Source organism: Micromonospora sp. M61, from assembly GCF_018070245.1.
Taxonomy (GTDB): domain Bacteria; phylum Actinomycetota; class Actinomycetes; order Mycobacteriales; family Micromonosporaceae; genus Micromonospora; species Micromonospora zamorensis.
Map to the genome: position 1 here is coordinate 51,917 of NZ_JAGPYA010000011.1, position 24,312 is coordinate 76,228.

The 24,312-nt window shown below is 72.2% G+C and carries 22 protein-coding genes and 1 pseudogene; 6 read left to right on the forward strand and 17 right to left on the reverse strand.

Annotated elements, in window-relative coordinates; genetic code table 11:
- Positions 1 to 364: 364 nt before the first annotated feature.
- Genes KBX34_RS08700 through KBX34_RS08740 form a run of 9 tightly spaced genes read right to left on the reverse strand, consistent with a single transcriptional unit; the run spans position 365 to position 8,493 of the window.
- A complete protein-coding gene (locus tag KBX34_RS08700; protein WP_088948353.1) occupies positions 365 to 682 on the reverse strand; it encodes an antibiotic biosynthesis monooxygenase in 318 nt (105 codons plus the stop codon).
- The gene (locus tag KBX34_RS08705; RefSeq protein ID WP_088951776.1) at positions 679 to 1,929 is read right to left on the reverse strand and encodes a beta-ketoacyl synthase N-terminal-like domain-containing protein; all 1,251 of its coding nucleotides are present in this window, start codon (positions 1,927 to 1,929) and stop codon (positions 679 to 681) included. Before KBX34_RS08705 ends, KBX34_RS08700 begins: the two co-directional genes overlap by 4 nt.
- 38 nt (positions 1,930 to 1,967) lie before the next feature.
- Positions 1,968 to 3,242: a beta-ketoacyl synthase gene (locus KBX34_RS08710; RefSeq protein ID WP_210924315.1), complete on the reverse strand. Its 1,275-nt coding sequence runs from the start codon at positions 3,240 to 3,242 to the stop codon at positions 1,968 to 1,970.
- The gene (locus KBX34_RS08715; protein ID WP_088948355.1) at positions 3,239 to 3,643 is read right to left on the reverse strand and encodes a cupin domain-containing protein; all 405 of its coding nucleotides are present in this window, start codon (positions 3,641 to 3,643) and stop codon (positions 3,239 to 3,241) included. The genes KBX34_RS08710 and KBX34_RS08715 overlap by 4 nt, the downstream gene beginning before the upstream one ends.
- Positions 3,636 to 4,391: an SRPBCC family protein gene (locus KBX34_RS08720; protein ID WP_088948356.1), complete on the reverse strand. Its 756-nt coding sequence runs from the start codon at positions 4,389 to 4,391 to the stop codon at positions 3,636 to 3,638. The genes KBX34_RS08715 and KBX34_RS08720 overlap by 8 nt, the downstream gene beginning before the upstream one ends.
- Positions 4,388 to 5,830 (reverse strand): acetyl/propionyl/methylcrotonyl-CoA carboxylase subunit alpha, encoded by a 1,443-nt coding sequence (locus KBX34_RS08725; RefSeq protein WP_210789509.1) that lies wholly within the window; start codon positions 5,828 to 5,830, stop codon positions 4,388 to 4,390. The genes KBX34_RS08720 and KBX34_RS08725 overlap by 4 nt, the downstream gene beginning before the upstream one ends.
- Before the next feature lie 19 nt (positions 5,831 to 5,849).
- Positions 5,850 to 6,362, reverse strand: coding sequence for an acetyl-CoA carboxylase biotin carboxyl carrier protein (gene accB / locus KBX34_RS08730; protein WP_231927472.1), 513 nt, complete (start codon positions 6,360 to 6,362; stop codon positions 5,850 to 5,852).
- A gap of 17 nt (positions 6,363 to 6,379) precedes the next feature.
- Entirely contained in the window at positions 6,380 to 8,158 is a 1,779-nt protein-coding gene (locus KBX34_RS08735) for an acetyl-CoA carboxylase carboxyltransferase subunit alpha (RefSeq protein ID WP_210924317.1), read from the reverse strand.
- Positions 8,155 to 8,493 carry a TcmI family type II polyketide cyclase gene (locus tag KBX34_RS08740; protein ID WP_088948360.1) on the reverse strand — a complete coding sequence of 113 codons (339 nt, stop codon included), beginning with the start codon at positions 8,491 to 8,493 and terminating at the stop codon, positions 8,155 to 8,157. The genes KBX34_RS08735 and KBX34_RS08740 overlap by 4 nt, the downstream gene beginning before the upstream one ends.
- Positions 8,494 to 8,928: 435 nt before the next feature.
- Between KBX34_RS08740 and KBX34_RS08745 the strand changes: the two genes are divergently transcribed.
- The 3 genes and pseudogenes from KBX34_RS08745 (at position 8,929) to KBX34_RS08755 (ending at position 11,635) form a co-directional block, all read left to right on the forward strand.
- The gene (locus KBX34_RS08745; protein ID WP_210789517.1) at positions 8,929 to 9,726 is read left to right on the forward strand and encodes a BTAD domain-containing putative transcriptional regulator; all 798 of its coding nucleotides are present in this window, start codon (positions 8,929 to 8,931) and stop codon (positions 9,724 to 9,726) included.
- A 90-nt stretch (positions 9,727 to 9,816) separates the two neighbouring features.
- Positions 9,817 to 10,146, forward strand: a pseudogene (locus tag KBX34_RS08750) (TcmI family type II polyketide cyclase); the annotation flags it as partial.
- A 139-nt stretch (positions 10,147 to 10,285) separates the two neighbouring features.
- Positions 10,286 to 11,635 (forward strand): NAD(P)/FAD-dependent oxidoreductase, encoded by a 1,350-nt coding sequence (locus KBX34_RS08755; protein ID WP_210789526.1) that lies wholly within the window; start codon positions 10,286 to 10,288, stop codon positions 11,633 to 11,635.
- Positions 11,636 to 11,916: 281 nt separating this feature from the next.
- Here the strand turns inward: KBX34_RS08755 and KBX34_RS34405 are convergent, their stop codons facing one another.
- Positions 11,917 to 13,179, reverse strand: a complete 1,263-nt coding sequence (locus KBX34_RS34405; RefSeq protein WP_374223671.1) for a hypothetical protein — start codon at positions 13,177 to 13,179, stop codon at positions 11,917 to 11,919.
- A 232-nt stretch (positions 13,180 to 13,411) separates the two neighbouring features.
- Here KBX34_RS34405 and KBX34_RS08770 point away from each other — a divergent pair, with 232 nt between their 5' ends.
- Entirely contained in the window at positions 13,412 to 14,620 is a 1,209-nt protein-coding gene (locus KBX34_RS08770) for a low temperature requirement protein A (protein WP_210924323.1), read from the forward strand.
- 25 nt (positions 14,621 to 14,645) lie between these two features.
- On the opposite strand, the gene KBX34_RS08775 is transcribed toward KBX34_RS08770, so the two are convergent.
- Both KBX34_RS08775 and KBX34_RS08780 read right to left on the reverse strand, forming a co-directional pair.
- On the reverse strand, positions 14,646 to 15,401 hold the full coding sequence (locus tag KBX34_RS08775; RefSeq protein ID WP_210924325.1) for an aspartate/glutamate racemase family protein: 756 nt from the start codon (positions 15,399 to 15,401) through the stop codon (positions 14,646 to 14,648).
- Positions 15,398 to 16,225: a hypothetical protein gene (locus KBX34_RS08780; protein ID WP_210924327.1), complete on the reverse strand. Its 828-nt coding sequence runs from the start codon at positions 16,223 to 16,225 to the stop codon at positions 15,398 to 15,400. Before KBX34_RS08780 ends, KBX34_RS08775 begins: the two co-directional genes overlap by 4 nt.
- A gap of 253 nt (positions 16,226 to 16,478) precedes the next feature.
- On the opposite strand from KBX34_RS08780, the gene KBX34_RS08785 reads away from it, so the two are divergent.
- Positions 16,479 to 16,685, forward strand: a complete 207-nt coding sequence (locus tag KBX34_RS08785; RefSeq protein ID WP_007460667.1) for a hypothetical protein — start codon at positions 16,479 to 16,481, stop codon at positions 16,683 to 16,685.
- Positions 16,686 to 16,753: 68 nt separating this feature from the next.
- On the opposite strand, the gene KBX34_RS08790 is transcribed toward KBX34_RS08785, so the two are convergent.
- Complete coding sequence (locus tag KBX34_RS08790) at positions 16,754 to 17,206, reverse strand: hypothetical protein (protein WP_210924329.1); 453 nt, start codon at positions 17,204 to 17,206, stop codon at positions 16,754 to 16,756.
- A 502-nt stretch (positions 17,207 to 17,708) separates the two neighbouring features.
- On the opposite strand from KBX34_RS08790, the gene KBX34_RS08795 reads away from it, so the two are divergent.
- Positions 17,709 to 18,668, forward strand: a complete 960-nt coding sequence (locus tag KBX34_RS08795) for a TIGR03557 family F420-dependent LLM class oxidoreductase (protein WP_088948367.1) — start codon at positions 17,709 to 17,711, stop codon at positions 18,666 to 18,668.
- Between the two features lie 133 nt (positions 18,669 to 18,801).
- Here the strand turns inward: KBX34_RS08795 and KBX34_RS08800 are convergent, their stop codons facing one another.
- From KBX34_RS08800 to KBX34_RS08815, 4 genes are all read right to left on the reverse strand, one after another.
- Positions 18,802 to 20,319 carry a hypothetical protein gene (locus KBX34_RS08800; protein ID WP_088948368.1) on the reverse strand — a complete coding sequence of 506 codons (1,518 nt, stop codon included), beginning with the start codon at positions 20,317 to 20,319 and terminating at the stop codon, positions 18,802 to 18,804.
- Positions 20,320 to 20,492: 173 nt separating this feature from the next.
- On the reverse strand, positions 20,493 to 22,589 hold the full coding sequence (locus KBX34_RS08805; RefSeq protein WP_210924330.1) for an APC family permease: 2,097 nt from the start codon (positions 22,587 to 22,589) through the stop codon (positions 20,493 to 20,495).
- An 87-nt stretch (positions 22,590 to 22,676) separates the two neighbouring features.
- The gene (locus KBX34_RS08810) at positions 22,677 to 23,078 is read right to left on the reverse strand and encodes a hypothetical protein (RefSeq protein WP_210924331.1); all 402 of its coding nucleotides are present in this window, start codon (positions 23,076 to 23,078) and stop codon (positions 22,677 to 22,679) included.
- 364 nt (positions 23,079 to 23,442) lie between these two features.
- Positions 23,443 to 24,213 (reverse strand): DUF5995 family protein, encoded by a 771-nt coding sequence (locus KBX34_RS08815; protein WP_099857509.1) that lies wholly within the window; start codon positions 24,211 to 24,213, stop codon positions 23,443 to 23,445.
- Positions 24,214 to 24,312 lie beyond the last annotated feature (99 nt).

The following is a 24,312-nucleotide window of genomic DNA, read 5'->3' on the forward strand; positions in this document are numbered from 1 at the left end:
GCCCGACGAGGGTTGCGAGTCGCGCCACGCTGGTGGTTGCGCGGCCGCTGTGGGCGATCTCGGCGATGAGGGTACGGGCCGGGAGCCCTCACGGTGGGCGGGGACATGACACCAGCCTGCCGCTCTTGCCGGCGACTACCGCCGCACACGCCGCCTCACCCGCGACAGCTGACAATCTTGGACAGTTTCCGTTACGAGGTAACGGAAACTGTCCGAGATCTACCCTGCCAGCTCTCCGTCACGCCGCTACCGACGTCGTCGGCACGGTCAGATCATTGGACGCACCAACGCCTCCGCTCATCGAGCCGTCCAGATACGCCGGCTGGCACAGGTGAGCGCGACCATCTCGGCGGCCCGAGGGCCGTCAGGCGAGCGCCGGCGTCTGCGCGTGGATGTGGAACCGCAGCGAGCGGGCGTCGGTGAAGCACTCCCGCATCGGACGCACCAGGTCCCGGTGTTCCGGGCTGCGTTCCCAGCTCTCGAAGTCGGCCAGACTCGCCCACTCGCTGGTGATCAACCACTGCTCCGGGTCGGTCGACGAGCGGCACACCTGGTCGACGAGGTGCCCGGGCACGCCGCCGGCCACCAGATGCCGCACCTGCTCGTACGCGGCGAGGAACTGCTCGGTGCGCGGCACCGGCACCCGCACCAGAAAGACCACCCGGGCCCGCTGCTCACTCATGACGCCTCTCCCCTCATCGGTGCGGCACCCCGCAGGACCAGCGCGCTGTTGAACCCGTCGAAGCCCCGCGCGCACACCAGCGCGAGCCTGCTGCGCGGCCGGCGGTGCTCCCGCAGGAAGTCCAGCTCGCACCCGTCGGCCACCTCGTCCGGGCCCGCCGACGCCGGCAGCGTGTCGTGCGCGAAGGCGAGCAGCGCGGTCGCCACGTCCAACGCCGAGCCGCCCTGGTACGCCCGCCCGGTCAGCGACTTCTGGGTGGTCACCGGAGGCGGCCGGTCGGCGAACACCGCCCGCAGCGCCTCGGCCTCGCTGCGGTCGTAGCGGGGCACACCGAGCGCGTCGGGCAGCACCACGTCCACCCCGGCCGCCGCGACGCCCGCCCGGTCCAGGGCCAGCCGCATCGCCCGCGCGTACTGCGCCGGATCGCCGGCACTGTCCGCCGTGGTGTGCGCGGCGTCGTGGGTGGAGCCCCAACCGCTCACCTCGCCGTAGACCCGGGCTCCCCGGGCCAGCGCGTGCCCCAACTCCTCCACCACGAACACCGCTCCCCCCTCCGCCGGCAGGTAGCCGCTGGCCGTGGCGTCGAACGGCCGGTACGCCCGCTCCGGGTCGGCGACGTCGCTGAGCAGCCCGGAGCGCAACTGGCAGGCCAGCGCGTACGGGCTCAGCGGGCACTCGGTGGCCCCGGCGATCACGACCGGAGTGCCCCGGCGCACCGCGCGGGCCGCGTGCGCGAGGCTGTCCAGCCCGCCGGCCGCCTCCGCGACCAACACCCCGCTCGGGCCCTTGAACTGGTGGTGGATGGAGAGCTGCCCGACGCTCGCCGCGTAGAACCAGGCGATCGACTGGTACGCCCCGACCGTCCGCGACGACCCGCCCCACAACCGTTGCAGCTCCCGCTGGCCGAACAGGTTGCCTCCCGACGAGCTGGCCAGGGTCACCGCGTAGCCGTACGGGTCGGGGGCCCGCTCGGGCAGCCCGGCGTCGGCCAACGCCAGCCGGGTGGCGGCGAAGCCGAGGTGCGTCCACCGGTCGGTCTGCACCAGTTGTCGGCTGTCCGCGTAGGAGTCGGCGGTGAAGCCGGGCACCTCCCCGCCGAATCGGGTCGGGTAGCCGGACGGGTCGAACAGCGTGATCGGCCCGGTCCGGCGGGTGCCGGCCAGCACCGTACGCCAGTGGGCGTCCGCGCCGATGCCGCTGGGCGCCACCACACCGATGCCGGTCACCACCGCGCGGGCGGTGCTCACGCCGTCGGTGTGTAGGACGCCCCGGTGCTGCGCGGTGCTCACGCCGCCACCGTTCCGGGGAGGCGGCGGAACACCATCGCCGACTGGAAGCCGCCGAACCCGCTGCCCACCGAGAGGGCCACGTCGACCGGGACCTCCCGCGCCTCGTTCGGCACGTAGTCCAGGTCGCACTCCGGGTCCCTGGTGCTCCAGTTCGCCGTCGGGGGCACCACGCCGAACTCGATGGCCATCGCGCACGCGGCCATCTCGATCGACCCGATCGCGCCGAGCGAGTGCCCGACCATCGACTTGATCGAGCTGATCGGCACCCGGTACGCGGCCTGGCCCAGCGCCCGCTTGAACGCGGCCGTCTCGTGCCTGTCGTTCTGCCGCGTGCCCGAGCCGTGCGCGCTGATGTAGGAGACCTGCTCGGGCAGGATCCTGCCCTGCTTGAGCGCGTCGGTGACGGCCAGGCCCATTTCCAGCCCGTCGGGGCGTAGCCCGGTCATGTGGAAGCCGTTGCTGCGGCTGGAGTAGCCGGACACCTCGCAGTAGATGTGCGCCCCTCGCCGTAGCGCGTGCCCGGCCTCCTCCAGCACCAGCACTGCCCCACCCTCGGCCAGCACGAACCCGTGCCGGTCGGCGTCGAACGGGCGGGAGGCGTGCGCCGGATCGTCGTTGTCCGGGCTGGTCGCCTTGATCGCGTCGAACGAGGCGACGGTGACCGGCGAGATCGGCGAGTCGGCAGCCCCGGCCAGCATCACGTCCGCCTCACCGTCCACGATCATCTGGTGGGCGTAGCCGATCGCGTCGATGCCGGAGGTGCACCCTGTCGACACGACCTGCGCCGGGCCGTGCAGCCCGTACCGGCAGGCCACGTCGGCGGCGAGGCTGCTGGGCACCAAGGCCTGATAGAGGTACGGGCCGCCGCGCGCCGCGTCGACCAACCAGCGGCTGCCGTGCTCGCTGACCGTGACGTACTCCTGTTCCAGCGCCATCGTCCCGCCCACGGCGGTGCCCAGCACCACCCCCGCCCGGTTCCGCTCGGCGTCGGTCAGCACCAACTGGGCGTCAGCGACCGCCTCCGCGGCGCAGGCCAGCGCGAACTGCACGTACCGGTCGGACCGGCGTCGCTCCGCCTCGGTGAGCCCCGCCGCGACCGGGTCGAAGTCGCACTCCGCCGCGATCTGGGACCGGAACGGCGACGGGTCGAAGAAGCTGATCCGCCGGGTGGCGGTCCGCCCCTCGGTGATGGTCTTCCAGAAGCGATCCCGGCTCGCGCCGCCCGGAGCGACCACCCCGACGCCGGTCACCACAGTGCGACGACCGGTCATGACCCGCCCCGCTGCTCGACCAACTCGGTGTCGACGTGCCCCAACTCGGGGCGGGGGGCGAGCGGGCCCAGGTGGAAGACCACCTCGGCCGGTTCGACGCCGGTGTTGCGCAGTCGGTGCCGCACGTTCACCGGGACGAACAGTCCCTCCCCGGCGGCCAGGAGCGTCGGCTGGTCGTCCAGGTCGACGGTGATCGCGCCACGCACCACGTACAGGAACTCCTCGCTGTACGGGTGGTAGTGCTCGGCGATCCGCTCCCCCGGCGCGAGCGCGGCCACCCCGAGGAAGCCCGAGGTGCTGCCGACGGTGCGGGGGCCGAGCAGCACCCGCAGCTCACCGCCGCGACGCCGGTCGGCAGGTACGTCCCGGGCGGCGATCGGCCGGGTGCTCAGGTCACTCATCGTCGGCCTCCGTCGTCTCGTCGGTGGCCGCCGGGCGACCCTGGTCGGCGCGCTGCCGGGCGATCCGCTCCACCCGGTCCTTGATCACTGCGAGTTGGATGACGCTGTTGGTGTTGATCCGCTCGGTCATCCCGGCGTTGTCGACAGGTGCGGTCGGCTTCATCGCGAAGTCCTGCGTCCAGGTCATCCGGGTGCCGCCGGCCTCCTCGGTGTAGCGCCAGTGGATGCGCATGTACTCGAACGGCCCGGTCTCCACCCGGTGTGCCCGCACCTGGCGGCTCACCGGGTCGGCGGTGCGCTCACTGACCCAGCTCCACGACACCCCGTTCTCGTCGGGGTACATGGTGAGCCGGAACCGCACCGTATGCCCGTCGCGGTGCAGGATCTCCACCACCGCGTACTCGGTGAACAGCTCCGTCCAGTTCGCCACGTCGTTGGTGACCTCCCAGACCAGCGCGAGCGGCGCGTCGAGGACCACGCTGTTCTCGGTGTGCCCGGGTGGGTCGGCGCGGCGGGTGACCAGGTCGGCCACCGCCGGAATGCTGAGCTGCCCGGCCTGCTCGGGAATGGTCACCTGCCACCGGTCGGCGACGACCGCGGAGAGTTCCAGCAGGGCGAGGGAGTCCATGCCCAGTTCCTCCAGCGACGCGGCGGGCGCCCGGGCCGCGGCGTCGGCGTCCAGCCCGCAGTGTGCCACCAGGATGTCGGTGATCTCGGCGGTCATCGGGCGACCATGGGTGACGGTCATCGGGTCCTCCTGTGGGTTGCGTCGGGCTTTGCGGCGGGCGCGGGGCGCGGGGCGGGGGTGGCCGTCGGCCGTTGCGCGGGCGCGGCACCGGGCACGCCGAGCAGACGGTCGACCAGGCCTGTGGTGTAGCGGCCCTTGCGGAATGCGGCGTCGTCGAGCACCCGCCGGACGAACGGGATGGTGGTGTGCACGCCCGGCCCCGCGATGTCGAACTCGTCGAGGGCGCGCTCCAGCCGGTTGAGGGCCAGCTCCCGGTCGGGCGCCCAGACGATCACCTTCGCCAGCAGCGAGTCGTACCAGGGGCCGACCAGGTAGCCGGCGCTGGCGTGGGTGTCCACCCGGGTGAACGGTCCACCGGGTGGGGTGAAACGCTCCAAGCGGCCGGGAGTGGGAGCGAAACCGCGCTCGGGGTCCTCGGTGTTGACCCGACACTCCACAGCGACACCGTGCAGGCGGATCTCCTCCTGCCGCCAGCGCAGCGGCACCCCGGCGGCGATGTGCAGCTGCTCGTGCACCAGGTCGATCCCGGTGACCATCTCGGTGACCGGATGCTCCACCTGGATCCGGCAGTTGATCTCCAGGAAGTGGAACCGTTCCTCGGCGTCGACCAGGAACTCCAACGTGCCAGCGCCGACGAAGCCGACCTCGAGGGCACCCCGCAGCGCCGTCTCGGCGATGGTGTCGAGAACGGCGGCGGGCAGCGCCGGGGCGGGTGCCTCCTCCACCAGCTTCTGGTGCCGGCGTTGCACCGAGCAGTCCCGGGTGCCCAGGTGCACGCCGTTGCCGTGGGAGTCGCAGAGCACCTGCACCTCGACGTGCCGCGCCTCGGTGAGGTACCGCTCGACGTACACCCGGTCGTCGCCGAAGGCGGCCTGGGCGGCGGCCCGGGTCCGGGTGTAGGCCCGACGCAGCTCGCCCGGGGTGTGCACCACCGTCATCCCCCGGCCACCACCCCCGGCGGCGGCCTTCACGATCACCGGGTAACCGACCGCCTCGGCCACCTCGGCCGCGGCTGCGGCGTTCGGCACCGGCGCGATGCTGCCCGGCGACAGGGGCAGACCGGCGCGGCTCATCAGCGCCCGCGCCGAGGACTTGTCGGCCAATGCGGCCATCACCGCCGGCGGCGGGCCGATGAAGACCAACCCGTTGTCCGCGCAGATCTCGGCAAAGTCGGCGTCCTCGGACAGGAACCCGTAGCCCGGGTGCACGGCCTGCGCGCCCACCTGCCGGGCCGCCTCCACTATCGCCGCGGCGTTGAGGTAGCTGCGTCGACTCGACGCCGGCCCGATCCGGATGGCCTGGTCGGCGAGTCGGACCGCCGCCGAGTCGGCGTCCGCGGCGGAGTAGACCACCGCCGTCCGTACGCCCAGCTCCTTGCAGGCGCGCAGCACCCGCAGCGCGATCTCGCCCCGGTTGGCGATCAGGACGGTCTCGAACATGCTCAACCACCCCGCGCCGTCATGCCGGGTCCAGTTCGACCAGCGGCTGGTCGTACTCCACCGGCTGACCGTCCTCGACGAGGACCGCGACCACCCGGCCGGCGCGGTCGGCGGTCACCTCGTTCATCAGCTTCATCGCCTCGACGATGGCGACCGGCTGGCCCGGGCGGACCAGGTCACCCACCGCGACGAACGGCCTCGCGCCGGGCTCCGGCGAGCGGTAGAAGGTGCCGACGATCGGCGCCCGCACCACGGCGCGCCCGGGCACCGACGGCCGGATCAGGGCCGCCGGTGGGCCGGGTGCCGGCGCGACCGGCAGCGCCGCCGCCTGAACCGGAGCAGGGAGTACGTCCGGTCGGGTCGCCTCTTCGGGGTGCCATTCGATTTCGAGCACCGCCGGCCCGCTGCGCAGCCGGACCCGGCGCACCGGGCCGGCCAACTCGGCGATCAGGTGCTGTGCCTGCCGGCGCAGCCCGGCCAGTGCCTCCTCGCCGCCCACCTCGGTGTCGTCGGGCGCCTCGACTGTCGACACCGCCCCGTCGCCGGCGGTCACCGGACACCTGCCCGGTTGACGCCACGGGTGGTCCCGAACCGTCGGAAGCGCTGCCGACGGAGGCGGACCAGCATGGCGGGCGGCACGTCCAGCAGCGGCAGCAGGTTGGCCAGCAGGGCGGCCCGCAACCGGTGGGCGGTCTCCGCCGGGTCGTCGTGCGCGGCGGCCGACGGCTCCGGCACGACCTCGTCGACCACGCCGAGCCGGCACAGGTCGGGCGCGGTCAGTCGCAGCGCGCGGGCGGCCTGCGGCGCCGCGGACCGGTCCGGCCAGAGGATGGCGGCGCAGCCCTCGGGGCTGATCACCGAGTAGACGGCGTTCTCCAGCATCAGCACCCGGTCGGCGACCGCCAACGCCAGGGCGCCGCCACTGCCGCCCTCTCCCGTGATGACCGCCAGCACGGGGGTGGGCAGCACGGTGAGGGTCAGGATGTTCTCCGCGATGGCCGCTGCCTGGCCCTGCTCCTCGGCGCTCACGCCGGGGTCGGCGCCGGGGGTGTCCACGAGGGTCACCACGGGCAGGCCGAGTCGGGCGGCCAGGCGCATCAGCCGCAACGCCTTGCGGTGCCCGGCCGGGCTGGCCATGCCGAAGTTGCGGGCGACCAGTTCGGCGGTGGTGTGCCCCTTCTGGTGGCCGATGACCATGACGTGCCGGCCGGCCAGCCGGGCCACACCGCCCACGATGGCCGGGCAGTCCCCGCCGAGGCGGTCACCGTGCAGTTCCACGAACCCGTCGAAGACCGAGTCGAGGTAGTCCAGTGTGGTCGGTCGAGCGGGGTGACGCGCCATCCGGACGGTGTCCCAGGCGTCGCGTACCGCCGGCGTCTGGCCCGCCCCCGGAGTGGGTGACGGCGCCACGGCCGCCGGCGGGCCCGCTGGCCGCGCCAGGGCGGCATCGTCGTCGGCGAGGCGCTCGCGGCGCGACGCCGGCTCTTGCCGGGGTACGGGCGGGTGGCCGGCGCGGGCCGCACGTCCGGCGCGGGTCGCGGCCAGCAGCGCCACCAGCCGCCCGCGCAGCGACCGACGTTGCACCACCATGTCGACCTGTCCGTGCCGGAGCAGGAAGTCGGCGGTCTGGAAACCCTCCGGCAGCGCCCGACCGGTGACCTGACGGATCACCCGGGGGCCGGCGAAGCCCATCCGCGCGCCGCTCTCGGCGAGCACCAGGTCGGTGTTGGTGGCGAACGACGCGGCCACCCCACCGTAGGTCGGATCGGTGAGGACGCTCACGGTGAGCAGACCCGCTTCCCGCAGCGCGGCGATGGCCTGGCTGACGGTGGCCATCTGCATCAACGACAGCGCGCCCTCCTGCATCCGCGCCCCGCCCGAGGCGGTGACCAGGACGAGCGGGATGCGGTCGTCCAGCGCCCGCTCGGCGGTCCGGGTGATCAGCTCACCCACCGCGCAGCCCAGGCTGCCACCGAGGAAACGGAAGTCCATCACGGCCAGGGCGACCGGGTGCCCGCCGATGGTGGCCGTGGCACAGACGACCGCCTCGGCCAGGCCGGTGCTGGCCCGCGCGGCGGTGAGCCGGTGCGGGTACGGCAGCACGTCGACGAAGTCGATCGGGTCCGCCTCCGGCAGCAGGTCGGACAGGGGGCGCAACGATCCCGGGTCGACGAGTTGGCGCAGCCGTTCCGGTGCGCCGAGTCGGGCGTGCTCCCCGCACTCGGGGCAGACGTCCAGGTTGCGGCGCAACCGTTTGCGGTAGAGCAGGCTCGCGCAGCCCGCGCAGCGGGACCAGAGCTGCTCCTCGCGGCGCGCGATGGCCGTCACGACCGCCGTCCGGGGTCCGGGGCGTCGAAGCGGTAGAAGCACTGCGCCATGGCGTCGCGCGGCGAACGCCAGGTCGGCAGGTACGGCGAGACGTACGGGCGCAGGCGGTCGCTGACCCGGATGAACTCGGGGTGGCCACGGGCGGACTCCACCGCACCCTCCGCCGGCTGCTCGGTTTCGAGCAGGTGCACGTAGAGGTCGTGCAGGCGGTACAGCGAACGGTGCCGGACGCCGACCAGGCGCGGCAGCTCCGTAGCGTCCGACTCGGCGAAGATCTCGGCGACCCGCTCCTCGGCGGTCGGATCCACCTTCGCGACGATCAGCGATCGGTCCATACTGGGCCTCCCCCCACGGCGTCCGGCCGGCGACGGGTCGCCCCCGGACGCGCTGGACGACTGCCCACACGATGCGGCAATCCTCGTCACGGCGGCGTCACCGTGAAGGGATGATCAGCTACGCATGACGGTGACGCTGCGTTGACGCAACCTGTGTATCAGCTATGCGTCGAGCGCGCCCGGGACGACGGATCGATCAGATGTTTGCCCAGTTCAGAACCGATCTCAGGTTGACTGTCGCGAATAGAAGGCCCACGTCGGCGTTGACTCACCGTGACCGCTATTGATAATCTTCACGGTGGTCAGCCCGGCGGCCTCAGCGGGCGGGGCCGCGCCCGGCCCCGCCGTCAGCGGTGAGGTCGACAGTGGCGTCACGGGCAACCGATCCGGGACACAGCAGACAGTCGGGACATGCGTCCCGCAGGGGGTGCCGCCGTGACCGCTGATCCGTCCGTGCCGACCGCCGGAGAACCGCCCGAGGAGGGCGTCTCACTCCACCTGCTCGGCGGCTTCCGCCTGCTGCGCGACGCCGTACCGGTCGTGGTGCCGCGCGGGCTGCAACGGGTGATCGCGCTGATCGGGCTGCGCCCCGGCGCCACCCGCAGCCAGCTCGCGGGGCTGCTCTGGCCCGACGCCTCCGAGGAACGCGCGCTGTCCTCCCTGCGCACGGCGCTGTGGCGACTCCGTCAGGACCCGTGCTGCCCGATGACGATGGCCAGCGACACCGTACGACTCGGCACGGCGGTCCGGCTCGACGTGGACGACCTGGTCGGCACCGCCGCCCGGGTCCGCGACGGCGACGACCCCCGCACCGCCGCCGGGGCGCTCGCCGCCGGACGACACGACCTGCTCCCCGGATGGTACGACGACTGGGTGTTGCTGGACCGGGAGAGACTGCGCCAACTGCGCCTGCACATGCTCGAACAGGTCGCCGGGCACCACCTGACCGCGGGGCGACACGGCGAGGCCCTCGAAGCCGCGCTGGAGGCGATGGCCGCCGAACCGTTACGCGAGACACCGCACCGGCTGGTCGTCCGCATCCACCTCGCCGAGGGCAACGCCTTCGAAGCCGTCCACGCCTTCTACGTCTACCGGGACCTGCTGCGCAGGGAGTTGCGCCTGGAGCCGAGCCCGGCGATGTGCGCCCTGCTCGACGACACGCTCGCCCCGATCCGCCAGGCCAGCCGGGACGCCGTCACCGATCGCCCGTCACCGGCCGGCAGACGTACGTGACGGTGACGTGACAGGCCCTGCGGCACGGTGGGCGCACAGAGCACGTGGCGCCGGTCCGAGGGTCGGAAAGCCACCGGCGGAAGGGGTCCCATGAGTCGTCTACTGATCGTCAGCCGGATCATCCCGGGCGCGGAGGGGCGGGTCGCGCAGATCTTCGCCGAATCCGACGCCACCGAACTGCCCGGTCTGACCGGCGTCACACACCGATCCCTGTACTGCCTGCACGACCTGTGCGTACACCTGCTGGAGACCTCGGACGTCGACCCGGACGCCCTCGCGGCGGCCCGCAACCACCCGCTCTTCCAGCAGGTCAACGAGCGGCTCTCCGCGCACACGTCGCCGTACCTGCCGACCTGGCGCTCCCCCCGCGACGCCATCGCCAGCTGCTTCTACCGGTGGGACGCCACCGACGCGCCCGCCGCGCGCCCGACCAGCGCAGACGCGCCCGCAGCACGCCCAGCCAGCACCGACGCGCCCGCAGCACGCCCAGCCAGCGCCGGCGCTCCCGCAGCGCGCCCGGCCAGCACCGACACACCTGCCGCGCACCCGGCTGGCTGAGATGTCCGCCGCCCCACCACACGTACTGATCATCGGCGCCGGCACCGGCGGACTGTGCCTGGCGCACGGCCTGCGCCGGGCCGGGATCACCGTCGCCGTCTACGAACGGCACCGCGACCGCACCGACGGGCTGCTCGGTTACCGCGTCGGCATCGGCCCGACCGGTAGCCGGGCACTGCGCGAGTGCCTGCCGCCGGAACTGTTCGCCACCTTCCTGGCCACCTGCGCGCGGCCACCGCACTACTTCAACGTGGTCACCCAGGGACTGCGCCAGACCGCGTCGTTCGCGCTACGGCCCAGCGCCGACCCGGTGCACACCGAACACTCGGTGGCCCGGATGGTGCTGCGCCACGTGCTGCTGACCGGCCTGGACGACGTGGTGCACTTCGACAAGACCTTCACCCGGTACGAGCAGCGCGACGACGGCACGGTCACGGCGTACTTCGCCGACGGCACCAGCGCCACCGGCGACCTGCTGGTCGGGGCGGACGGCACACACTCGGCGGTACGCCGGCAGTACCTGCCGCACGCCGTCACCCGCGACGCCGGCACCATCAACATCGCCACCCGCATCCCACTGACCGCACACACCCGCGACCTCGTCCCGGAACGCGTCCGCCAGGGCATCTCACTGATCTTCGGCATCGGCGGGATAATGGGCGTGCTGCACGTCATGGACTTCAAGTGGGACGCCGAACGGGCGATCAAGCCCGGCGTCAGCGACGCGGACGCCGGGCTGCTGCGGCAGTGGCCCGGCCTGTCCGACGACACCACCACCGACAACATCAACCTGATCATCTGGAGTGCCGCCCGCCGGTTCCCCGCCGACGTGATGGAACGACGAGGCGAGGACCTCGTACGGGTCGCCCTGGAACTCACCACCAACTGGCACCCGAACCTGCGGGAGCTGCTCACCCGCGCGGACCCGGCCAGCGTCCTCCCGATCAACGTGTCGACGTCCGAACCGGTGCCTCCCTGGAAGAGCAGCACCGTCACCATGCTCGGGGACGCCATCCACACCATGACCCCCGGTCGCGGTGTCGGCGCGAACACCGCCCTGCGCGACGCCCGCCTGCTCTGCGAGCAGCTCACCCGGGCGACCACCGGAGACAAGACGCTGCTCCAGGCTGTGGCGGACTACGAGGCCGCCATGGCGCCGTACGGCTTCGCGCGGGTCGCCGAATCGTTGAACCGCAGCGGCACCAGCGGGGACGACCGGATGTACCGACCGGTGGTGGGCCGGCTCGCGCTGCTCGGGGCACGCGGCTACTTCGGAGTGACCAGCCGGGTGCCGCGACTGCGCCGCCGGTTCGTCGACGACTTCCACACCTACGAGGGCGATCAGGACTGACCCGGGCAACAGCCCGGCGACCCGGGTTCGGCGTTCCGCGCCGGGCCCGGGTCTCGTCGTGTCCGTGCTGATCTCGTCGAGTCGCTGGCTTTCGTCGCGGCGCTGGCTTCGTCCGCGTCGCCGGCTCCCGTCGAGCCTGGCTTTTTGTGCTGCTTGAGGCGACGCTGTGTCACTCGGCGGGCACCGGCTGAGGTGGTCGCCCCACGCACAACGCCCCTGGCCGATCCTGTCTGTCGCCCGCAATACGCGTGTGCGAAGCTGCGGCGAGTTTTTCTCGTGACTTATCCAACGAGCTGAGAGGGAGGTTCGCCGTGGCGTGGTCTATCGGACACTCGCTGATAGTGGTACTGGCACTGTTGCTGGGACTGGCCGCCGGATGGTTGCTGCGCGGCCGGCGGGGCGTGCAAGGCAACTCGATTGTGGAAGGTGACCCCGTCGCCGGCCTGGCCGTGATCTCCACGCCGACGCCGGCGGCCACCACCGACGAGGTCCAGCCCGCAGCCGCCGTCGACCCGGCCCCGACCGCCGTCGCGGACGAGCCGGTGCCGGTGGACACGGTCAGCGCACCAGCCGCAGTGACCGCTACGGACGGTCCCACCCCGGTTCCCGTCCCGACCGAAACCCCGAGCACTATCGACCCGGCCGACATGGCGCTGACCGAGCCCCCGCCGCCCGTACCGGCCGCCGAGCAGCCCGACCCGGCCGAGCTGCGGTCGGAGCCCGTTGTGGAGTCGACCCCCGAACCGGTCGCGGTCGATGAGCAGCCCGCCCCGGCGGCCGTGGTCGCCCCCCGTAAGCCTGCGGACGACCTCCCGTCCGTTGACAGCGCGCCGCTCGACAGCACCCCGGCCGACGAGCCGGTCGCGGCCACGCCGGCCGACGATGCGGTCGCGACCGCCCCGGCCGACGATGCGGTCGCGGCCAGCCCGGCCGACGAGCCCGTCGCGGCCGAGGATGCGGAGACCAAGGCCACGGTGGCCGATCCGGCGGAGGCTCCGGTGACCACCGACGCGGTGGACGTGGACCCGGTGGACGCTCACCGGGTGGACGCGGAGCCGGCGGACGCGGACGCGGTGCACACCAACGCCGTGAACACCGACGCTGACGCTGAGTCGGTGCGGGCGCCGGTGGCCACGCCTCCGGTCCGGCCGACCGTGAGCGCGACCCCTCCGGTCCGTTCGACCGCCGACACCGCGATCAGCACCTACGAGGGCGACCCGACGGGCCCCGCCGACGACTTCCGCCGCATCCAGGGGATCGGCCCGAAGATGGCGGCGGCGTTGCAGGACGCCGGCGTGCGCACGTACGGCCAGCTCGGCGATTTGGACGAGCCGGCACTGCGCGACCTGATCCGTGCCGCCGGTCTGCGCGCCGCGCCCGGGCTGGCCAGCTGGCCGCAGCAGGCCCGTGTGCTCGCCGGAGCTGGTGAGGAGATGGCCGCGGTGTTGCCGAGCAGCAACCAGGCCTGACGCCCGAGACCGAGCCCTCGGCCCACCGTCCAACGCGACGGTAGGCCGGGGGCTCGTCCGCGCGGGTCGGAACACCGCAGGGCCGCACGCCGAACCGACGGACAAGGCGCACGGTGATCGACTCGCCTTGCAGGAAACCGCGCCAACGAACCCGCCCGGACACCCCGACTTACAGGAACCCGAGTCGATCAGCCCCGGTTGGGGGAAGGGCCGGCCAATTCGGGGCCGTGCCGTCGACCGATCGTTACCGTCCGGGGAGGTGGACCGGACGGGTCCGTCGAGTCGACCGGTTCCGCAGGAGAATCCCGTGAACCTCGCCGCGCCGGAGCCCGGGTCACCTGGGCCCCGCCGCCCTCCGGTGCGTGATCCGGCGGCCCCGCGCCGGGTGACACTTCTCGAACTCTTCTTCGACCTTGTGTACGTGGTCGCGTTGGCCCTCATCTCCCGCGGACTGGTCGACCAGCTCGACTGGCACCGGGCAGGTCAGGCACTGATCATGCTGGCCGCCGTCTGGTGGACCTGGGTGATCACCACCCTGGTCACCGACCTGTACAACCCGGAACGCACCGAGATCAAGCTGCTGATCAGCGCCGTGATGTTCGGCGCGCTGCTGATGACCACGGCGATCCCGGAGGCGTTCAAGGACCGCGGGCTCGTCTTCGCCGGCACCTACGTGGCGATCCACCTGGGGCGCGGGCTGTTCCTGATGCCGGCGGTACGCCGAGAACCGCAGACCCAGCGTCGGGCGGTACGCATCTTCATCTGGTTCGCGGTGTCCGCGATCCCGTGGATCATCGGCGGGTTCGTCAGCGACGACGCCCGGCTGGTGTGCTGGGCCATCGCGCTCGCCATCGACTACATCGGTTTCCGCCTCGCGTACCCGGTGCCCGGGCTCGGGATGGTGCCGGAACCCCAGCGCAACGTGACGGCGGAGCACCTCTCCGAGCGCTACCAGCAGTTCTTCATCATCGCCCTCGGCGACGCGATCCTGATTATCGGCACCATGTTCAGCGCTCAGCACAGCGAGACGGAGAACATCGGCGCGTTCGCGGTGGCGTTCCTGACCACCCTGCTGCTCTGGCGAATCTACGTGCACAAGTCCGGTCAGCTCCTACCGATGGCCATCAAGGGATCGGCGTCGCCGAGCAAGTTCCTGTTCACCGCGCCGTACACCCATCTGTTGATGGTCGCCGGGGTGGTGACCACGGCCTCCGGGTTCCACCTCGTGCTGCTCGAACCGAGCGGCCGGACGCCACCGGCCTGGGCGGCGGTGATCCTCGGCGGTCCGGCACTCTTCCTGGCCGGACGGGCCTCCTTCGAGTACGAGGTGTTCAGCCGGGTGTCGTGGTCCCGCCCCGGCGGGGTGCTGGCGCTGCTCACCATCGCGCCCGCCGTGCTGTACCTGCCACCGGTGTTCGCCTCCCTCGGCGCCCTCCTGGTGCTGGCCGGCGTGGCGTATGCGGACTTCCGACGCAGTTACGGCAAGCCGCCGGAGGCTCCCAGCCCACCGCACTGAACCGGCCCACCGCGGTGTCGGCGGGTCAGCGGGCCGTCCCGGCCAGCAGGAGGCCGGCGTCCGGCACGTACGGCTCGACGCCCAGACCGCTCAGCAGTTGGTGCACCGTGGCGGTGGCCGCGGTGAGCACCGGGCGGCCGAGGCGGGCCTCCACCTGCGGCACCGCCGCCAACGACGGCAGCTGCACGCAGGCGGAGAGAACCACAGCGTCCACGTCGGTCACGTCCAGCCGGTCGGCCAGCTCCACCAGACGGGACGTGGGGATGCGTCCCACCGCCACGTTGTCCGGCTCGCTCAGGCTCACCGCGTCGGTCACCTGCACGCCGTGCGCGGCAAGGTAGGCGGCGACGGTCGCGGTCAACGGCGGCAGGTACGGCGCGATCAGGGCCACCCGGCGGGCACCCAACGCCCGCAGCCCGGTGACCAACGCGCCCGCGCTGGTCACCACCGGCATGTCGTGCCCGGCACGACCGGCCGCGCGGCCCAACCGCCGCTCGGCCCGCTCGTGCGCCCCGGCGCCCTCGCACATCACCGCCACCAGGCAGGCGTACGCGAGGACGTCGCAGCGGGCGTCGGCCAGCTCGGCGGCGCACCGGACGGCGGAGCGGTTCATCCGGGCCAGTTCGTCGAGGGTCACCTGGCGCAGCCGTACGCGGCTGGAGTGCGTGGTGAAGCGGACCGTCGGGTCGACGATCTCGCGTCGGCGCAGCATCGCCGGGATCTCGGTCTCCATGGTGGTGTTCGAACTGGGCACCACCAGGCCGACCCGGTAGTCGCTCACACCAGCGCCCCGGCGTACCCCCGGACCTGCAACCGCTGCCGGGCGGTGCCGCCGAGGCGCACCTGCAGGCCGAGCGGCGCGGCCGCGCGGCGGACGTCGTCGAGGTGCAGCGACCCGTGCCGGTCCACGGTGAGCACGGGCGGTTCCTCCAGCTCACCCTCCGGCGCGTGGAAGGAGAGCAGGGTGACCGAGGTGGTGAGGTAGCCCGGGTACGCCGCGCGGGCCGCCGCCTCGTTCCGGTGCAGGAGCACCACCAGGTCGTCGAGGTGGGCGAAGTCGGCGGCGAGGCCCCCGGCCTTCCAGTGCGCCGGTTCCTCGGCCGTGCCGGTGAGATGGCGGGACCGGTTCGCCGAGGTGATGTAGAGGTGGTCCGACCCGGTCTCGGCGAGCGCTCGCTCGAAGAAGGCGTTGGACGGGCAGGTCAGGCCCGGGGCGATCACCTGGGTGGTTCGTATTCCCTGGTCGACCTGGACGAGGTGCTCGGGGAGCCGTTCCGCCGCCGGGCCCCGGAAGCCGAACGGCCCGGCGCCGTAGAGGGCGTCCATCAACGCCCGCACCCGACCGACCGGCAACCGGGGCGAGATCCGGGTCCAGTCGAACATCCCCGGGATCCGTCCGATCGCGGTGGTGATGCTGCCGACCTGGTTGACCGGACGCCCCTTGGCGAGGTTGACCCGGCCGACGGTGTCCGCGTCGGGACGCGTGACGATGACGTAGAAGTTGGCGAACGCCGCCGCGACGACCGCGCCGCCAGCCAGCGCGCGGGCCGCGACCGCGACGTCCTCGGGGCGGTCGATGTACAGGGGCGGTGACGGGGCGTCCATGAGTCCTCCTCGGCGGGGCGCTGAGGCAGTTCTACGTCCACCGGCCCGTACGACGGCGAGGTCGGTCGGCGATCCGATAGCCGATTCGCGTGACCCGGTGCGGGTGGCCGATGCGCGGGCGGTACTCAACGGCGGACGGCATCGGCCGGACGGACGATCCCCCGGGGGTCGTGGCGGGCAACCGTTAGCCGCGTGACCCGATTGGGTACAACGCCTGCACCTCAGATCCACCACATTCCCCCAGGAGGCAGCGATGCGCGGCACCTCGATACTCGGAGTCATCGTCGTGATCTGGTTGGTGATCGGCGCAATCGCCGGTGGCCAGCGAGGCTATTACAGCGGCGACGACACCAACTGCGCCGAGGCCGGCACCATCCTGGTCACCATCGTGGCCGGGCCCTTGAACTACATCGGCGCCAACCCCAAGGTCGACTGCAAGCTGCCCGAACCCTCTAAGTAGGTAGAACGCACTCCGGCCCGTGCCCCCTGACCGGGGGCACGGGCCGGTGCACGTTCGGTAGGAACGGCTCAGTTGTTGTAGACAACCGAGTCGCAACGGCCGTTGTAGTCCTCGGGCCTCGCGTAGCCCATGCAGACGAAGACCTCAGTCCAGCGATACGAGGTGCCCGCGCCGGATTCCCACCGCAGCCGCACGCTTCCGGCGTTGCTGGTGTCGTCGACGGCGATCGCACCGGTGTACTGCTGTGCCCAGTAGACGTACACGCGCGCGGCGTACCCGTCGGCATTCTTGTCGGTGACCGTGTTGGTGCGGTTCGTGTCCAGCCAGGCGTAGCCGGCGCTGTTGACGCAGAGGGTTGCCGTCGCGCTGGCTCCCGCCCCGCCCGTCGGGCTCGGCACGTTGCCGGTGCCGGTGAGGCAGCCCTCCGCGTGGGCCGGTGACGCGGCGGCGAGGGCTGCGCCGCCCCCGAGGACGGCAGCCACCGCGAGGGCGCTGGCTCGGCGAGACAGTCGGTTGGTCATTCCCCTACCTCCAGGAGCTCAGTGTCGCGACCGGTCCGGCCGCCAACATCGATCGGGTACCTGTTCCGCCCAGCCGCTGGTCCCCCGTCGCACCGCGGTGGGTGAGGTCGCGCCGAGGTGCACGCGCCCTGTACCGACAGAAGTCTCGGGGCCCGACGGCGACCGACGAAAGAGATGACACCGGTTCCGAACAGGCGATCGATGGTTCGACCTGGTCACCGGCGTGTTCGGAGTTGTTCGACGGACGGTTCGCCCGCCCTCGCGCCGACGTCGTGACGCGCGGGCTCCGAACGCTGATCGACTCGAGTTCCTGGAAGTCGCGGTGTCCGAGGCTCGGCGACAGCCCGATTTTCCGAAAGCCCGACTGGATCACGGGCCGAGGTTGACCACACACCCCGTAAGCCGTCCTAGGAGGCTGGTTTGCAGGCCTGGGCGGCGTTTGTCGACGCCGAGGGCGGGAAGCCGACCCGGCGTCGACCGGCGGACGGAATCGGAGCGTGCCATGCAGATCGGCTACAAGCTGGCCTCGGAGGGCTACGGCCCCCAAGAGATCATCCGGCAGGCCGTCATGGCCGAGCAGGCCGGTTTCGACTTCGTCGAGATGAGCGACCACTTCCACCCCTGGCTCGACACGCAGGGCCACTCGTCGTTCACCTGGAGCGTGCTCGGCGCCATCGCGGCCAGGACCAGCACGCTACGGCTGGCCACCGGCGTCACCTGCCCGACCGTGCGCTACCATCCGGCGATCATCGCGCAGGCCGCGGCGACCATGGCACTGGTCTCCGACGGGCGGTTCACCCTCGGAGTGGGCGCCGGCGAGCGACTCAACGAGCACGTCGTCGGCCAGGGATTCCCCAGCGTGCGGGGCCGACACGAACGGCTACGCGAGGCACTGGAAATCATCCGGCTGCTCTGGCAGGGCGGATACCAGTCGTACGAGGGCCGGCACCTGCAACTGGAGGACGCCCGGATCTTCGATCTGCCGGACACCCCACCGGTGATCGCGGTCGCGGCCAGCGGCGAGGCGTCGGCCCGGCTGGCCGCCGAACTCGGCGACGGGTTGTTCGCCACCGAGCCGGAGGCGTCCATCGTCGAGCACTACCGACGTGCGAACGGGTCAGGCCCACGCTACGCCGAGGTTCCGCTGGCCTGGGCCACCGACGAGCAGCAGGCGGTGCAGGCGGTGTTGCAGACCAGCCGGTGGATGGTCACCGGCTGGAAGGTGATGAGCGAGCTGCCGAACCCGGTCAACTTCGACGCGGCCAGCGCGTACGTCGAGGAGAAGCACATCCGCCAACTCTTCGCCATCGGCCCCGACCCGGAGCCGCACGTCGCCAAGGTCCGGTCGTACGTCGAAGCCGGCTTCGACCACATCGTGCTGCAGAACGCCGGCCCCGACCCGGACGGCTTCCTCGACTTCTTCGCCGGCGACCTCGCCGGCCGTCTCCGGGCGATGAGCTGACGGCCGCCGCACCTGACACCACGACCGCTCCGAGCGCCGCACGGCCCGAGCGGGACGCGCCGAGCCGCCCCGACTGATCGTCGGGGCGGCCGGTTGCGCGGGTCCGCTCAGCGCGGGTCGTGCGCAGGTCCGCTCAGCGGAAGCAGTGCGCGATCGGCGCCTGGCTGCCCTCGCAGTTGGTCGGCTCGTTCTCGACGACCACGCTCTCATCGTCGATCTTGACCTGGGCGTGCGAGGCGAAGATTCCACCGGGCTTCACCGTCGACGCGTTGTGGGTGACCTTGCTGGTGTAGATGGCCACCGAACCCGCCGTCGCGTAGATGCCGCCCCCCTTGGAGGCGGCGCCGACGGCCTCGTTGCGGGTCACGTCGCTGCCGCGTACCAGCAGGTTCGCCTTCTCGGCGTAGATGCCGGCGCCGAGGCCGTGGGTGGTGTTGCCCTCGACCACGCTGTCGTCGAGTGGCGTCAGGCCCTTCACGGTCGAGATGCCGCCACCGTTGACGGTGGACGTGTTGCCGCGGATGGTCATCGTGCGCATCACCAGCACCGCGTCGGAGTTCGCGGCACCGCCGCCGACCTGCGCGGTGTTGTTCAGCAGCTCGGTGTCGGAGACCTTGGTCCGGGCCGAGAAGCTGGCCAGCCCACCGCCCTGGCTGGCGCTGTTCTGGGTGAACGAGACGCTCTCCACGTCGGCCGCGCCACGGTAGTTGCCGAGCCCGCCGCCGTACCCGTTGGCGCTGTTGCGGTGGAACTCGGATCGCTTCAGCGTCAGCACGCCACCGTTGAGCAGGCCCCCGCCCTTGCCCGCGGCGCCGGATGCGCTGTTGCCGATGAACGTGGAGTCGGTGACCACCATGTTGCCGTCGTTGAAGATGCCTCCGCCGCCGCCCTCGGGGGACAGCGAGGTGCTCTGGGTGACGGTGACCCGCTCCACCACCGCTGTCGCGCCGTGCACCACGTGCACGCTGCCGCCCTCGATGGCCGAGCGGCCGTTGTGCAGTTCCACGTCGCGCAGGGTCAGCTCGCCGCCGTCGCGGACGGTGAAGAACCGGAACGCGGCGGCCTGGGCGTCCCGGGCGATGGTGGCTCCGGCGCCGTCGATCGTGATGGGCTGGTAGATCACCGGCAGGCCGGCGGTGTCGTCGGCCGGGTTGTGCGGCGGCGCCTCGGCGTCACCGGGGGTCTCCGCGGCGTCGGCCGCTTCCCGTGCGTCGCGGATTCCACCGTCGTACTGGTCGGTCTCGTGGAACGCCTCGGTGAGGGTGTAGCGGCACTTGGGCGCGAGCCGGAGTTCCGCGCCGCCCTCGGCGTTGGCCGTCACCAGCGCCGCCACCAGCTTCGCGGCGTCGCAGGGCACCGACACCACACCGCGCTTGCCGGTGCCCGGGGTGGCCGGACGGCCCCGCTCGGCACCGTCCTTGTCGCGCCCCTCCCCACGCTGGTCGTCGGCCCGGCGGTCGTCGTCGCTTCCGGCCGTCGCGCTCAGTCGGCCCAGACCGGGGAGGGAGAGGGCGCGGTCCGCGGCGGCGGCCACGCCGGCAACGCCGGCCGCTCCCACGACCAGGCTCCCCGCCAGGAAGCCGCTGGCGAGGAACCATCGGGACCGCCGTCTGGGTCGGGTCGCGCGGTCTCCTCCTGGGTACGTGGACATCAAGAATGCCTACCTTCCTGCCTGCCTACCGTGACCGCGCGCCGATCCGGGCGCGGGGCGCTCGACGTACCGTCGACCACCAGACGTCACGATAAGTCCGCAATACGGACAAGAAGGTGTGAACGTGAATAGTGCCCTTATTCATCTTTGGAACCCACCAAAAGGGCAGCCGCTCACCCGCCGACGTGGATCCCCGGCCGACGCAGCGGGTCCCGCTCGGTCCGACGGATGATCTCCCGTACCACCGGCGGGGTGTCTCCGCGGCCGAGGATGAGATAGCGCGCCAGGTGCGCGATCGGGCTCCCCTCCGACCACTCGAAGTGCGCGTGCGGACGTACCCCGGTGGCGTCGCGCAGGGCCAGCAGGATCGCGGCGATCGCGTTGGGCGCGGCCGGGCTGCTGGCCCGCAGCACACGAAAGCCCCCCACCTCGATCCCGTGCACCTGCAGCACCTGGCTGAACCCCGACGGGTCGACCACATCGATCTCCAGGAACAGCACGTCCGCGGCCCCGGGCACCGGGTTCATCCCCCGCTGCGCCCGTTCCTTGACCGTGTACTCCTTCACCGAGCCCTGCTGCCGCTTGTTCGCGATCAGGTGCAGCTGCCCGTCGTGGGCAAGCGAGTCGGTGATGAACCGACGGGCCGGCTCATCGAACTCGATCCGCTCGGCACGCAACTCGGTGGTCCGGGTGACCCGGGAGACCAGCGAGACCACGATGATGCCGAGGATGAACAGCGCGGAGATGGTGATCCCGTCCGGCTGCTCGACGACGTTCTCCAGCAGCGCGTACAGCAGCACCAGGGTCAGCACCGTGAAGCCGATCGCGGCGGCGCGCTGGTGCCGTCGGGCCGCCGAGATCGTCACCGCCACCGCGCCGGAGACCATCATCGCCAGGATGCCGGTGGCGTACGCCCCGGCCTGGGCGTTGACGTCGGCCCGGAAGGCGATGGTGATGGCCACGCTGACCACCGTGTAGACGATCACCACCGGGCGCACCGCCCGCGCCCATTCCGGTGCCATTCCGTACGAGGGCAGGTAGCGCGGCACGATGTTGATCAGCCCGGCCATCGCCGAGGCGCCGGCGAACCAGAGGATGAGCACGCTGCTCACGTCGTAGACGGTGCCGAACGCCTCCCCCAGGTAGGTGTGGGCCAGGAACGCCAGCGCCCGCCCGTTCGCGGCGCCGCCCGGGCGGAACTCCTCCTCCGGGATGAGCGCCGTGGTCACGAAGGTCGTCGAGATCAGGTACACCGACATGATCAGGGCGGCGGTGGTGAGCAGCCGACGGGTGTTGCGGATCCGGGCGGCGAGTCGGGCCTGCTTGTCCGGACCGTCGGCCGAGATCAGGGGCATCATGCTGACCCCGGTCTCGAAACCGGACAGCCCCAGCACCAGCAGCGGGAACGCCAGCACGGCGGTGAGCAGCACACCGCCGGGCCCGCCACCGGTCTCGGTCAACGCGGCGGTCCAGTCCGACACGATGTTCGGGTCGCCGACGATCCGGACCACCGCGACCACGACGATCACCGCGTTGAGCACCAGGAAGACCGCGACCAGCGGGATGGCGACAACCACCGCCTCGCGGAACCCGAGCAGGAACACCCCGCCGAGGATGAGCAGCAACGCGACGGTCACGACGACCGGCACGAGGGGGCCGTGCATGGCGTCGGGCAGGTACGGGTTCTCCAGCAGGTGCACTGTGGCGTCGGCCGAGGAGAGGGTGATCGTGATGATCCAGGAGGTGGCCACGAAGCCCAGCAGCACCAGGACGAAGATCTTGCCCCGCCAGAACGGCAGCAGCCGTTCCAGCATCGCCACCGACCCCTGGCCGTGCGGGCTCTCGTGGGCCACCCGCCGGTACATCGGCAGCATGCCGAACAGGGTGAGCGCGACGATCAGGAGGGTCGCCAGCGGGGAGAGCGCGCCGGCCGCCACCGCCGCGATGCCCGGCAGGTACGACAGGGTGGAGAAGTAGTCCACGCCGGTCAGGCACATCACCTGCCACCAGGCGTGCCTGCGCTCCTGCCCCTCGGTCGCCTCCGGGCCGGGTGGCTGCACCTGATGCTGGAAGAGCCACCGGCGCAGTCGGCTCGCCGGTGGCCCCGAACGGACCGGCGTGGGCACGCGTTCGGGCACCACGACGCCGTGCCGGCCGCTCCGGTGCGGGCGGGCCGGGTCGCGGGCCGCCCGCAGCGCCGGGTCCGGCCCGTTCGGCGTGTGCCGGCGTCCACTCCAGCGTCGTGGTTTCGCCCGGTGCTCGTCACCCATCGTCCGTCCCACCCTCACAGGTCCTGATCCGACGGTAGGCGGTGGCCGGGGGCCCGGCCTGCGGAAACGGGGACGTGGACGGCCTGCTCAGGACCGGTCCGGGACGGCGAGCAGCCGGGCCAGCGCCGGCGGGTCGGTGACGGTCATCGTGGCCGCCGGGTGCCGTGGGCGACCGCCGGGTACCAGGGCCGGCACCGGTTCACCGAAGCGCAGACAGATCCCGCCGGCCGTGCTGGTGCCGAAGCTCGCGCCCCCGTCGGCCAACGACAGGTGCGGCCCGATCACCCGCCACCAGCGGTACGGGCCACTCAACTCGACGGCGGTCACGTTGTCCCGGCGGGTCCGCAGCCGCCACGGCCCGTACCGGATCGTCAGGTCCCGGTCGGTCACGGCCACCCAGGCGGTCGCCGGGCGGACCCCCAGCAGCGCCAGCACCGGGCGGAACGCCGGATCGAAGCGGAACGGAAACCGCGTCGCGGCCTCGGTCATCGCGCACCGGGCCGGGCGGTGGGCCGCGACACCGGGCCACCCGGCCGCAGGGGCCCGGGCCGCGCCGGCCGGGGTCGGGCGGCGGGACGGTGCCGGGCCAGGACGGTCATGGCGCGGGCGTACCCGTTGCGCGCCCGCCGACACCACCTAATCCCGCGCCGTTGCCGCCCTCCCCCACCGCCGGCCGGCACCCCCCGGGCCGGCCGACGGTGGCAGACGGTCGACACCCCCCGGGCCGACCGGCTGTTCTCCCCGGGGGCCGACCGAACGTCGGGCGACCACGCGGGGTGGGTGGAGCTGGTGGGACGCACCCCCGCGCTCCGCCGCCCCCCACGGGGCGGAGCGCGGGGGCCCCCCGTCCCGACTACTGCAGGAACGCCCCGAGGGGCGAGAGCAGCAGCCGGCCGAGCGCCGCGGCGTTGTCGTCCAACCGCATGCGCTCACACTCGCGGGCGTCCGGGTCGTGCCGGCACCGCCAGATCTTCTGCGCGTTACGCCAGGCGACATCGCGGGTGTACTCGACCAGTTCCCCCTGGTACCAGTCGTCGATGTCGCCGTTGAGCATGTCGATGAGCAGCTGCCACCGCTCCAGATAGCCGCGGCGCAGGCCGGGGATCTTGTCCGCGAAGATCTTGTTGATCTCCAGGTAGTCGTGGTGCTGGTCGCTGCCATCGACCGGCTCCGACTCCAGGTGGTCGAACGTGGTCACCAGGGCGAACGGCAGGTCGAAGTTGATGTGCGCGTTCACCCCGGCCGCCGCCGAGGGCAACGGGCGGGCGTCCGGCCCACGCATCCGCTCGAAGAGACACGACCACGCCTTCGGCGTGCCCGGGCTGGAGTCGGTCCACAGCCGCATCGCGTCGAAATACCGCGCCGCGAACTCGACGTCGAGCCGGGAGAGGAACGCCGGGTCGACGAAGCGGTCGTCGTACAGCCCGTCCAGCACACTGCTGGTGATGGTCAGGTAGAGCCTGTTGAAGTCGGCCAGTGGGCAGCTGGCCTCCAACGGAGGCAACCGCACCAGCATGTCCTGAAGCTTGGTGAGGTGATCGACCACGGCCGGCACGTCCGCGGGATGGTCGGCCAGCAGGTCGACGATGTCCCGGTGCACGGGCCCCCAGACCGGTTCGGTCATCTCTCCTCCATCGTGGTCGGCGGCCTCCCCCGTGCCGTCGTCGACGCGGCCCAGCCTCTCAGCCGACACCCGTGCGCCGGATCAGTAGAACGACGTATC